This is a genomic window from Synechocystis sp. FACHB-908 (assembly GCF_014698595.1).
Classification (GTDB): Bacteria; Cyanobacteriota; Cyanobacteriia; order Cyanobacteriales; family Microcystaceae; genus Synechocystis.
Genome location: NZ_JACJTH010000021.1, coordinates 122,243 through 134,817 on the forward strand (window position 1 = coordinate 122,243; position 12,575 = coordinate 134,817).

10 protein-coding genes are annotated in these 12,575 nt (G+C 43.8%); 6 read left to right on the top strand and 4 right to left on the bottom strand.

Features of this window, described 5'->3' with window-relative positions:
- Positions 1-28: 28 nt before the first annotated feature.
- Positions 29-661, bottom strand: coding sequence for a protoporphyrinogen oxidase HemJ (gene hemJ, locus H6G46_RS06925; protein ID WP_010871438.1), 633 nt, complete (start codon positions 659-661; stop codon positions 29-31).
- Positions 662-948: 287 nt separating this feature from the next.
- Between hemJ and H6G46_RS06930 the strand changes: the two genes are divergently transcribed.
- From H6G46_RS06930 to rre2, 3 genes are all read left to right on the top strand, one after another.
- Entirely contained in the window at positions 949-1,485 is a 537-nt protein-coding gene (locus H6G46_RS06930; RefSeq protein ID WP_020861393.1) for a GNAT family N-acetyltransferase, read from the top strand.
- A 193-nt stretch (positions 1,486-1,678) separates the two neighbouring features.
- Complete coding sequence (hik12, locus tag H6G46_RS06935) at positions 1,679-4,183, top strand: high salinity-induced biofilm formation sensor histidine kinase Hik12 (protein WP_010871436.1); 2,505 nt, start codon at positions 1,679-1,681, stop codon at positions 4,181-4,183.
- A gap of 8 nt (positions 4,184-4,191) precedes the next feature.
- Positions 4,192-5,550 carry a high salinity-induced biofilm formation responseregulaton Rre2 gene (gene rre2 / locus H6G46_RS06940; RefSeq protein WP_010871435.1) on the top strand — a complete coding sequence of 453 codons (1,359 nt, stop codon included), beginning with the start codon at positions 4,192-4,194 and terminating at the stop codon, positions 5,548-5,550.
- Between the two features lie 116 nt (positions 5,551-5,666).
- Here the strand turns inward: rre2 and H6G46_RS06945 are convergent, their stop codons facing one another.
- From H6G46_RS06945 to thiL, 3 genes are all read right to left on the bottom strand, one after another.
- On the bottom strand, positions 5,667-7,148 hold the full coding sequence (locus H6G46_RS06945; RefSeq protein ID WP_190595401.1) for a hypothetical protein: 1,482 nt from the start codon (positions 7,146-7,148) through the stop codon (positions 5,667-5,669).
- Between the two features lie 42 nt (positions 7,149-7,190).
- Positions 7,191-8,246 carry a hypothetical protein gene (locus tag H6G46_RS06950; protein WP_010871433.1) on the bottom strand — a complete coding sequence of 352 codons (1,056 nt, stop codon included), beginning with the start codon at positions 8,244-8,246 and terminating at the stop codon, positions 7,191-7,193.
- Positions 8,247-8,594: 348 nt separating this feature from the next.
- Positions 8,595-9,689, bottom strand: a complete 1,095-nt coding sequence (thiL, locus tag H6G46_RS06955; protein WP_010871432.1) for a thiamine-phosphate kinase — start codon at positions 9,687-9,689, stop codon at positions 8,595-8,597.
- A 49-nt stretch (positions 9,690-9,738) separates the two neighbouring features.
- On the opposite strand from thiL, the gene H6G46_RS06960 reads away from it, so the two are divergent.
- The 3 genes from H6G46_RS06960 to H6G46_RS06970 all read left to right on the top strand — a co-directional run bounded on the left by H6G46_RS06960 (position 9,739) and on the right by H6G46_RS06970 (position 12,525).
- Entirely contained in the window at positions 9,739-10,191 is a 453-nt protein-coding gene (locus tag H6G46_RS06960; protein WP_010871431.1) for a VOC family protein, read from the top strand.
- Positions 10,192-10,288: 97 nt separating this feature from the next.
- Positions 10,289-11,806: a 4-alpha-glucanotransferase gene (gene malQ, locus H6G46_RS06965; RefSeq protein ID WP_010871430.1), complete on the top strand. Its 1,518-nt coding sequence runs from the start codon at positions 10,289-10,291 to the stop codon at positions 11,804-11,806.
- A 107-nt stretch (positions 11,807-11,913) separates the two neighbouring features.
- Positions 11,914-12,525, top strand: a complete 612-nt coding sequence (locus tag H6G46_RS06970) for a nucleoside recognition domain-containing protein (protein ID WP_020861390.1) — start codon at positions 11,914-11,916, stop codon at positions 12,523-12,525.
- The last annotated feature ends 50 nt before the right edge of the window (positions 12,526-12,575 follow it).

Here is a 12,575-nt window from a genome sequence, read left to right on the forward strand (position 1 = left end):
GCAGTCACCATGTCAGCAACGTTAGCAGCTAATTCTGAGCAGAAGCCGCTTTTTGCTGTTCCGTTAATAGTGCTTGGTCCCGGCGACGTTTTTTAGCGTAGAGTTGAATCGAAGCAGCCATGGCAATAACCAAAGCTACAATTAACCAAGTGGTCGCATCCAGGGGCAAATTATTCTTAAACACCGCCAGTAGGACAATCACCACGAGCAAAATAGTCGGTGCCTCATTTAAAGCCCGGAACTGTTGCCCACTCCATTGGGATTCCCCCTGGGCTAGCTTTTTCATCACCCGACCACAATAGAAATGGTAAAGCAACAGTAACGCCACAAAGGTGAGTTTGATGTGGAGCCAGCCGGATTTGAGAATTTCGGGTTCTGTGAAAATGAGACCGATCGCCATAGCCACCGTAACTACCATGCCGGGGGTAGTGATGATGTTGTAAAGCCGCTTTTCCATCAACTCATACTGTTTTTTGAGGATAGTTTTAGCTGGTTCCGGCTCCTGGTCTGCCTCGGCGTGATAGACAAAAAGACGCACTAAATAAAATAATCCAGCAAACCAAACAACAATGCCAATCAAGTGGAAGGCTTTAAACCAGTAGTAGGCCATGGTAAACGTTGACAGTGGACAAGGGAGGGAGAAATACTCGCGCTTGGGCATTTCCCAGGAACAGGGTGGGTCATCAGCTCATACCCAAGGGGGCCATTATATCGCCTTGCCCAGTCCCAAATCATTTTGCACTGTCCGATTCAAATGCAAAGTCCTGTTCCCAGACCCTAGGGGACTTGGTTTAACCCTCCAAATCTCTGCATTGGCAATGGTGAAAACCAAGGGAGTGTATTAAAACTGGTTACATTACAAGCAAGTTCCAAGGAAAGCAATTAAAACGACCAAGATATCGGAAATTTTAACCATGGTGCTGACCCCCTCTGCTTTTTAACTTTACATTGCAAAATATTTCTCAGCCAAAGATTGGCAACTTTCGTCCCAAGGTAGCCAAAGTGAACACCATCCATCTACGCCCATATCGTCCCTCGGATTTAAACAATATCATTCAAATTTTCACTGAAGCTGTCCATCAGTTAGGTATTAAATATTATTCCCCAGCCCAACTAAGTGCTTGGGCCCCATCCGAACCAGACTTACAGCGGTGGGGCGATCGCCTGGAATCCATGGTGGTGTTGGTGGCTGAGCAAGGAGAAACCATCATTGGCTTTATTGGCTACAATGGCGCTGGATTGGTGGACCTGCTTTTTGTCCATCCAGCCTTTACCCGCCTGGGCATTGCCACCATATTGATGCAAGCAGTAGAGCAGTTGGCCATCGCTGACGGGGTAAGGGAACTTGAGACTAAAGCAAGTATGGTAGCCCGGCCCTTTTTCGAGTCCAGGGGCTTTGTGGTCATAGCGGAAGAAACCGTTACCATAGGGGGAGAAAATTTACGTCGATTTGCCATGGGTAAAACCATTGAACCAACTCATTAGGGTGGGGAGCCAATGCCAAAGCCCGCTTCTGGGCAAAAAGAGGGGTTTACAATCTCCTTCTGTTGTCAAATTGAAATCAAAACTAAGCTTAAGTTTATTTAAATTGTTTAGAGTCTCTCTGGAAAATTAGGATAATTTATTGTCATCTCAGACCGTGATTTAAGTATTTTTTCTATAAAAAATAGAAGATAAAATGCAAATCAATAACCATGTTTTCAAAGGTTTGGCTGATTTTCGATCAGTGTCTTGGCAAAGGCAAATTATAGTGGCGATCGCCATCTATGGAACTATCTATATTTCCCAATTATTTATTACCTATGCGGGCACCGCTTCATCGCCCATTTGGATTCCTACGGGTATGGCTGTAGGCTTTTTATCTATTTGGGGTTACCAAGTCTGGCCGGGTATGGTTGGGGGATTATTACTGGGAGAAATTATGGCTCTCCACGGTTTGGAAAGTGCTGCTAATTTCATACTAACGGTGGCGATCACTGGGGTAGTCAGTTTAGTCAATCTTTTTTCAGTCTATCTTAGTGACATTCTTACAGCCAATAATTATCTATTTTCTAAAATTAAGAATATTATTAGATTTATTGTTTTTGTTTGCTTTGGTAGTCGTCTTCCCGCTGCAATCATTTGTCCATTTTTATTATATTTATTTGAGAAAATTTCTTTCGGCTTATATTCTGAAATTGCCTATACTTGGTTGTTGAGTGATGCTTTTGCCCTCTTGATTGTTACTCCCTTTATCATTGCTTGTAATCATAATTTTAAAGTATTTATTAAACTACTACAAGAACAATGGCTCGAAGCGGCTAGCATTATTTTTTTTATTTTATTAATTGTTAAAATTATTGCCAACGGTTATCCCATTGAGTATCTACTGATTCCTTTTTTACTTTGGTCAGCCTTTCGCTTCACTGAAGTTGGATCTTCTCTGTTGACAATTGTAGTTTCTGCCCTGTTGGTGTTAATTCTTGCCCTAGACCAAGAAAAAGCAGCTATCAAAGATCAACTTTTATTATTGCAATCAATTTTAGCTTGCATCAGTATGACAACCCTAGTTTTAAATGCCGTCCTCAGTGAAAATGAAAGATCGAAAAATCAATTGTTTACGACCAATCAGATATTAATAGAACAAAATCAAAAGCTCCAGGAACTCTATCAACAAAGGGAATTAGAAAGAGCTCAAAGGGAAAAAATTCTCATAGAATACAATGAATCCTTACAAAAACAGGTTGACCTAGTGAGGGCAAAAGAAATAGCTGAAAGTGAGGCTAAGGCTAAAAGCACATTTGTGGCTAATATGAGCCATGAACTGCGCTCTCCTCTCAATGCTATTATTGGTTTTTCCCAGCTGATGCTGCGTACCAAAAATCTACCAATGGAGCAGTATGAAAATGCTGGCATTATTCAACGTAGCGGGGAATATTTATTAAATTTAATCAATAATATTCTTGATTTTTCTAAGATTGAAGCTGGTAAAACCCATTTAAATCGCCATAATTTTGATCTTTATCTTCTTCTGGATGATTTAGAAGATATGTTGCATCTCAAGGCGGCCAATGAAGGTATCGAGCTGATTTTTATTCGAGATCATGATTTACCGAGATACGTTTACGGCGATGAAATTAAGCTCAGACAAATTTTGCTAAATCTTCTCAGTAACGCGATTAAATTTACAACGGAGGGAGAAGTAGTCCTAACTAGCAACTTTAGAAATGCAGAACAACAGGAAGTGATTAACCCAGAAACATCAACGGAGCCTAAAAATAAATATTGGTTAGACTTCACAATTAAAGATACGGGTAAAGGAATTAGTGAAGTGGAGTTGAGTCACTTATTTGAAGCTTTTTCCCAAACAGAATCTGGTCGTAATGCCCAGGAAGGCACCGGATTAGGCCTCGCAATTACCCGTCAGTTTATTAAGTTAATGGGGGGAGATATTAACGTTAGTAGTGTGGTTGACCAGGGGACCACCTTTAGCTTTTCGATTTTAGTTGATTTGGGGGAAATAACTTTGAGTCGGGAACCCAACTCTGCGAAAAAAGTTCTTGCCCTCACCCCAGGACAACCTGTCTATAAAATTCTGGTGGTGGATGATAAAAGTGTGAATCGTCAATTACTAATTAAACTCCTCGCTCCCTTTGGTTTTGAGATCGAAGAAGCTAGTAACGGCCAGGAGGCGATCGCCCTGTGGGAAAGCTGGGAGCCCCATTTAATCTTTATGGACATGAGAATGCCCGTGATGGACGGCTATGAAGCAACTAAATACATTAAGGGTCAGGTCAAAGGCAATGCAACGGCGGTGGTGGCCCTAACGGCCAGTGTGCTAGAGGAAGAAAAGGCGATCGTACTGTCGGCGGGATGCGATGATTTTCTCCGTAAGCCATTCCGGGAGAACACCATTTTTGACTCCTTGACCAAACATTTAGGAGTAACATATGTTTATGAGTCAGCCCCAAACAAGAACGATAATCATGAAGACACCGCACTGAAGCCAGAAAGTTTTCTAATTATGTCCCAGGATTGGTTGACTCAGTTATCCCATTATCTTTTAGAAGCTGACACTGAGCAGGTAATGAAATTGATAGCAGAAATTCCAGCTTCAGAGTCAGAATTGGAGCAAAATCTAACTAAATTAGTACGTAGATTTGAATTTGAAAAAATTCTTGATTTAATTGAGCCGCTATCATAGTAATTATTATGGAAAATACCGATGAAAAAAAAGGAAATATCCTGTTGGTAGATGACCTACCCAACAACCTACAATTGTTGAGTGATTTACTAATAAATTTGGGCTACACGGTGCGGAGTGTTACCAGTGGCAAAATGGCCCTTAGAACCTTACAAGTCAAACGTCCAGACTTGATTTTACTTGATATTAAAATGCCAGATATGGACGGGTATCAAGTCTGTGAAATGATTAAAAAAGAAGAAGAATTACAGGATATCCCCATCATTTTTATTAGTGCCCTAGGGGATACTTTTGATAAGGTTAAAGCTTTTGAATGTGGTGGAGTAGACTACATCACCAAACCTTTTCAAATTGAAGAAGTGGTGGCTCGCATAGAGGGTCAGTTTACCATTCAAAGGCAACGGATTGCCCTCAAAAGAGAAGTAAGAAAACGCCGGGAAGCAGAAGAAGTCCTCTACCAATCGAGGGCCCTACTTTCCAGTGTTTTAAATTCTGCTTTAGATGGCATTGCGGCCATGCAAGCGGTGCGTAATCCCCAAACGGGAGATATTGAAGATTTTCGTTGTTTAGTAATTAATCCCATTCTTTCCAAAGCTTTTAATCGGAGTCGGGAAGATTTAATTGGTCGGGTATTACTGAAGCGTTTTTTACAACGCCTAGATCCCCAACTTTTTGACCAGTTTGTTAATTTGGTCGAGACGGGTACTTTTTTAACCCAAGATATTTATTTTCCCATTGCTAATTCTGATTGGTATCATTTTGTAGCAGTTAAATTAGGGGATGGTTTTGCTGTCACGGTGCGAGATATTACTGATCGAAAAAGGATGGAATTGGAATTACAAGCGGCAAATCAGCAGTTGCAACTATTAGCCAATATTGATGGTTTAACTCACATTGCTAACCGCCGTCGCTTTGATGAGTATTTAGCCCAGGAATGGCAAAGACATTGCCGGGAACAAAAACCATTGTCTTTGATTTTGGTCGATATTGATTATTTCAAAGCTTATAATGATCTCTATGGTCACCAAAAGGGGGATGATTGTTTGCAAAAAGTAGCCAATACTTTGGTGGATATTGCTAAACGCATTACTGATTTAGTAGCCCGTTACGGCGGCGAGGAATTTGTCATAGTTTTACCTAATACAAATCGGCAAGATGCTTTAGCCATGGCGGAAAATATGCTCCAGGCGATCGCCGCTTTGGCCATTCCCCATGAAGGTTCTTCAGTCAGTAAATATGTGACTATTAGCATTGGTGTTAGTAGTATAATTCCCATGCCGGAAGACACCATTGAAAGAATTATTAGTGAAGCAGATCAGGCTTTATACAGTGCTAAATCCCAAGGACGCAACCGGGCGATCGCCTAATGGCCTAAGAGCCTGTTTGAAAAGCCCCCCTGGCCCCCAAATTTGGGGGGAAACTGAGTGCAAGTCCCCCATTATTGGGGAATTTAGGGGGCAGAATAAAACTTTCCAAACACATTCTAAGAAGGAATTGGCGCTATGGGGATTGCGGTCAAATCTTCTGAGTCATCCCCTTCATCTTCAAAAGCAATAAAACTGTGGCCGGTCTTATTATCCATCAAGGCATTGCGATGCTTTTCGTACAAAGTTAAACCGGCAATGGGTTCCTTAAAAATTGCTGGTCGACGGAATTCTGTCCCAGGGTATTTTTGACGAATATTGACAATTGCCCGGAAGGGCTTGTGCCATTGTCGTAAAACCTCCACCAAATTTTGAAATTGCAGAAAAGACCATTGGTGACGCTGTTCTAGGGCTAGATACTGTAACAGACGAGAATAGGTATCAGGACTCCGCTTTCCTTCTGGCAAGTCAATAATGTCTGCTAGGTGTTCAAAATCGTCGTAATGTTCCATGGTCGTGTGCATAACAATACGACGATCACTAACTTCTTCCTGATTGAAACAACCGATAATATCTACCACCTTTTTCATTGTGGCGTAATCGTCCTCTTGCTCTCCCTTAAACCGATTCATAATGGCGATCGCCTGGGGATCATCTGCTAGCCTCCCAATTTCATCTGCATACTTTTCTAAGTTAGCTTTTCCTACATCAGTTTTAGCAACACTGAGTACTTCTTCAAGCTTTTCTTTGACTTGAAGCCGCAGTTCTTGCCCAGATAGATCATCATGGAGTAATTGATGGCAAAAATCATAAAACTGTTGCTGTTTCGTTCCCCTACAACTGCTTTCCACCTGCCCCAAAATTAAATAGCTAGCCTGAGCTTTAATAGCGGATTGTAAAGTTTGTAAGTAAGTTTTTAAGCCTTGGTAATCCCCTACATCATTGTTGAATGAATAGCGGATTTTAGCAAAAACAAGAAATTCATTACTGCTAAATTTGTCGTTGTCAATACTGATAGCTTTTTTAGCCTGCTTTTCTAACTCCACCAAAGCTTTGTTATAGAGAAATAAATCACTTTCAGAAACCTTAGGTTTAGCTTTGCCAAACTTTTCTAAAATTTGATAATAGACTCCCTCTTCCCCCATCAATTTTTCCCGTAAATTTGACCAAGTATTCAGAGATTGCAGGCACCATACCAACACCAGCAAGCCGACTAATCCACCGCCAAAAACATAGGGACTACTGAAATTTAAAGTACCACTACCACTTCCGTCTAAATTTTCCCCACCAATGGCGACAATCTGGTTAAGTTTAGCATCTAGTTCTGCCCCTGACCCTTCGGTTCGGATGGCATCCAAATTCATTTCCCCGCCTTCACTTAGTTGTTGTGCCAATGCCTCCCTTTCTCCAGCAGTGATTTTATCTTGTAATTCTTCTGGGGGAATAATGCCATGGTAGCGGTCTTGTAACTGTTGATTAATCTTATCTGCAGGCTTGTTTTGGGCAAAGTTGAGTAAAGACTTGATTCTGTCCCAAAATGATTCATCTGTCTCAGTTTCGGGAGAAGGCGAAGGCTTAGCTTGAGCAATATAAAAGTTCATAATAATATTAGCAAGGGAATAATTAAAAAACGAAAAAATCAATCAATCTTCGTCTTCAAAATCTAAAAATACCATGCCAGATTTTTTATCCGTTAGCCAGTTTCTATACTTTAAATAAACTTTTTCACCAGCAATCAAATCCTGAAATTGGTCTGGTTGTCGATACTGCTGAGGTGGATGGGTTTCACGGATGTTGATAATGGTTTGATAGGGTCGATACCAACGTTTCATCATGCCCAACAAGTCTTCAAATTGTCCAAAGGAAAGGCGATATTTATAATTCAGGGCTAATATTTGAGTCATTTTGGCAAAGGTATCCGGTTCACTTTTTTCACTGGGCAAGCTAATGATTTGTCCCAATTTTTCAAAAACTGAATAATTTTTTTTCACCAGCGGCACAAGAGTTTCATATTCATGCAAATCACTTTTGTTCAGACCCTGCACTAAATCAGAAATTTGACGAAGAATCGAATAATCTCCCAAATGATAAGCTTTGAACAGAGACAGAAGTTTCAGACCCAAAGGTTTCTCTGATAGTCGATTCAAATGGGTAGCATAGCTCTCCATTGCCACCCGTCCTTCCTCTGTTTGGATATTAGGGATTGCCTCGGAGAAGCGCTCATTAACCTCTTGGCGAAATTGCTTGGTGTTTTCAAAACGTTTAAGCAGATCGTCGGTAAAACGATACAGTTCCTGTTGCTTGCTTCCCCGGAAACGATGTTCTGCTTGGTCTATGGTAATGAAGCTGTCCTTGGCGTCGATCGCCGCCTGAAGTAGTTCTACACTATTATTAAGTCCCTTATATTCACCGATATTTTTGGCCAGGATGTAACGGAGTCGAACTAATACTAAGAATTCTTTCTTGCCAAATTTTTCGTTGTCGAGGGCTTCCGCATTCCGACCCAAAATCCCCGCCTCCTCCATGGCCCGCTGATGGAGAAACAAAGAACTCTCCGAAACTAACTCTTTTCCCTGGAAGTAACGACCGAAAACCCGTTGAAACCAACGACCGAATCCATTTTCCGCACTAAAAACCCCTTTTTGCCACCAAGTCTTTTTTAGGGTAGGCACAATGGGAGGACGTATAGCTCTAACCATGGGAGGATTTTGGTAATTGGATCATGGCGGCATTATATACCAAAATTCTTCTGCCATCATCCCTTTGGTAGATATTTAAATAATACTTAGTAAAACAAGTCTGGGGGCTAATATTTATCTCTCTATCGGGCTAGAACCCATTCCGAATCAACCTGATACGTGTAAAGCGGTTATAACGCTGATCCATAAAAGCTTTTAATAATACTTAAATACCATAAGTATTGTAATTTATCTTCACACTTTTTGGCCTAAGTCTGAAAAAATACCACTTCTTCAAGATCAGTTTCTCTGATTCGTAGAAATTTACTAAACTTTTTTTGCATCTAGCAGCGAAAGATGTTATCAAAACTAAAAATGCTGAAATCCCCGCTGTAGAGATAATTTTTCTACCCTTTCCTCCTCCAGCACTAATAACACCTCAGTCCCATTGGTGATTTGACCAATGACTCGAGGAGAACGGTTGGGGGATAAATCCAAAGAGGCGATCGCCATGAGCCATTTTTGTGCTTCCAAAGGGGGAATCGCGAGGATTAATTCAAAATCTTCACCGCCATAGAGAGTCCATTCCCTGGCAGTTTCCAGACCGACCCAATCGGTCAACCCCTGGGGGATGGGGAGTTTTTCCGCCCATAACTCCGCTCCCATCTGACTAGCCCGACAAATTTGCAATACAGCATCAGCGAGGCCGTCACTGCTGTCCATGGCGCCAATGCTCGTTTCCAAGCTAAGAAGGGAGGGCACTAAATCTAAGCGGGGTTGGGGCCGTTGATGGGCCCGTTGCCAAATTAGTTTTTGTTCTGGTGGTAAATGCTCAGTCTTGTGCGGATGAAGTAAACATTCCAGGCCAGCTCTAGACGTTCCATGGTCGCCGGTGGCAATAATCCAATCCCCCACTTTGGCTTGGTGACGATACAAGGCTTTACCCTGGGGCACTTGACCCAAAACCGTAATGCTAATAGTTTTAAGCGGCGATCGGGAAACATCCCCCCCCAGAATTGGAGTCCGCCAAGGCTCTAAACAAGCCGTCAAACCTTTGTAAACGTCTAAAATCCAAGCCAACGGAGTGGAGGGAGGCAAAGCCAAAGCCACAGTAATACCCGTCGGTGTGGCCCCCATGGCTGCTAAATCCGATAAATTGGCCGCTGCTCCCCGCCAACCCACGTCAAAAGCGGAGGTGGTTTGGTCACTAAAATGGACATTTTCCACCAACATATCCGTGCTGATTACCAGGGAGTCCGAGTTGGGTAAATCGAACACAGCGGCATCGTCCCCCGTTATCTCCGCCGGGGAAAATTTTTGTAGTTGGGCCAACAGAGCTTGTTCTCCTAACTCCCCAATGGTTTGGTCAGGCTGGGACGGAGTAGATAAATTGGGTGGAAATGATTGAGACAAAGGCAGAAGAGAAGTGGAAGTTGGCGACAAAAATTTGGCAGAACCGCCCATCAACCATTAAAACAGGGACAGTGTTGATCGTTGAGCCCTTTCTCTCACCATGACCCTTTCTTCTGGTTTACCTATGGGTAGTTTACGGCGTGTGCACCACATTGCTTTGAACGTTAAAGATATGGAAAAATCCTGCCACTTTTACGGCCATATTTTGGGGTTGAAACCATTGGCGGGAGAAGAAATTCCCCTTACCCTCAAAACCATGGTGGAAGAGGGAAAGGTCAGCAATTTCATCACCCCCGATGGCACCGTAATTGATCTGTTTGCCACACCGAATTTATCTCCCCCGGCAGTAGATCCCCACCAATCCTTCACTCGCACCGATCATTTGGCGTTTGACATTGCCCCGGAACAGTTTGACCAGGCGATCGCCGTGTTGGAAGCCCATGGAGTGACCATTGCATCGGGCCCCGTGACCAGGCCGACGGGCCGGGGAATTTATTTTTATGACCCGGATGGCTTTCAGGTGGAAATTCGCTGTGATCCCATGGGTTTATAGGCACATCTTGACAGTAGCGCCGCCAAAACCAGTAAAGTCATTTCTTGGCCCGTTGGATATGTTAAATCTGGAAAGAGATTTTCCTTCCTAGGCTTGCATGTTAGATAAACGCTGTAGCGGTATTCTGCTCCATCCCACCTCCTTGCCCAGTCGTTTCGGCATTGGGGACTTGGGGGACGGTGCTTTTCAGTTCATCGATTTTTTGGCGGACGCAGACCAGAGTGTATGGCAAATATTGCCGTTGGGCCCCACCGGATTCGGCAATTCCCCTTACCTTTGCTATTCTGCCCTAGCAATTAATCCTTGGTTGATTAGCCTTGATCGCCTAGCTGAAGAAGGATTTTTGCCACCGAGTTTATTAGACCAAGCCCCCCCATTTACTAACCCCAGGGTGGATTATGACCAGGCGATCGCCTACAAATCCCAAGTTTTAAAACAGGCCTTTGCCCAGTTCCGTACCAACATAGAGCTAGCAATTGAGCAGGAATTTGCAGAATTTTGCCAAGCCCAAAGTGATTGGCTAGCAGATTACGCCCTGTTCATGGCCATCAAAGAAGCCCACAATGGAGCCGGTTGGCATCAATGGGACAAGGACATTGCCTGGCGGGAACCGGAAGCCCTGAAAATCTGGGGCGATCGCCTGAAAACGGAAGTTTTATACCATCAATTTTTGCAATTTCTTGGTTTTCGCCAATGGCAGGAAGTCAAAGCCTACGCTAACCAACGGCACATAGCCATTTTTGGGGACCTACCCATCTACGTTGCCCACGATAGCGCTGACGTTTGGGCCAATCCAGAGAACTTTTGCCTTGATCCGGAAACCGGAGAAGCGGCCATGATGGCCGGGGTACCACCGGACTATTTCAGTGCCACAGGGCAACTCTGGGGTAATCCTGTGTACGACTGGGAAACCCTCAAAGCTACGGGCTTTGCCTGGTGGATTAAGCGTTTTAAAGCCAATCTGCAATATCTAGACATTGTCCGCATTGACCATTTCCGGGGCTTCGAGTCCTATTGGGGAGTGCCCCAAGGGGAAAAAACTGCTGAAAATGGCGAATGGTATCCAGCCCCCGGCAAGGAATTTTTCCAAGCCCTAGGGAAAGCCCTGGGTGATAATTTACCCATTGTGGCCGAAGATTTGGGGGTAATTACTCCGGAAGTGGAAGCGCTACGGGATGAATTTAACTTTCCCGGCATGAAAGTGCTCCATTTCGCCTTTGACTCCGACCGGGGTAATCCCTTTCTGCCCTTCAACTACAGCAATGGCAACGCGGTGGTTTATACCGGCACCCACGACAACGACACCACCGTGGGCTGGTTTCAGGAACGGTCAGAGGATGATCAGCAAAAGGTGATCAATTACCTCGGCTGTGTGTGCAACGAAGGTATCCATTGGAGCTTAATTCGCCTAGCGTCCAGTTCGGTGGCGGCCCTAGCAATTTTTCCCCTCCAGGACATCCTCGGTTTGGGTAGTGACTGTCGCATGAACTTACCGGGCACTGCGGCGGGCAACTGGGGTTGGCGTTACCATCCCGACCAACTCAACGATTGGCTATCGGGGCATTTGAGTTTCATTACGGAGCTTTACGGACGGCGCATTTACCACACAGACTAGGGACAAGCCCATAGGTTTGGGGCATTTGGGAGTGCCTTGGCGTAACCCCGATTGAAACAAGGCTCGTGCTTTCCCCGTCTGGGATGGGGAAGTTTACCCTAGGGGTTATGCTCAACTACATTTGGTTTGCAATTATTTTGCTATCGGTGATAGCCGGGACGGTGACGGGCAAAATTGAAGCAGTGACGGAGGCCGCCATTGAAAGTGCCGGGACAGCGGTGGAACTTTCCATTGGTTTGATTGGCATTATGGCCCTGTGGTTGGGCATGATGAAAATTGCTGAAGCGGCCGGCTTGGTGGAATTAATTGCCAAGCTGGTTAAACCCATCACTATCAAACTCTTTCCCGATGTGCCCCCAGAGCATCCGGCGATCGGTTCCATTGTGTTGAATATGTCCGCCAATATTTTGGGACTAGGTAATGCGGCCACCCCTTTGGGCTTAAAAGCGATGCAGGAGTTGGAGGAAATCAATCCCAATAAAAGTATCGCCACCGATGCCATGTGTATGTTTTTAGCTATTAATACTTCCAGTGTGCAATTAATTTTGCCTGCTACGGTGGTGGGTTTAATGGGGACGGCGGCCAATGACATTTTTTTCTCAACAATTTTGGCTACTACTTGTTCCACGGCAACAGCCATTATTGCAGCTAAACTTTTAGCCCGACTTAAGATATTTGCTTTGCCTGCTACGGTGGAACCAGAAGAAGAATTTAATTAACTTGTTTGATAAATATAAAAACTATAAGAACTAATTGTTAGTGCTTTTTA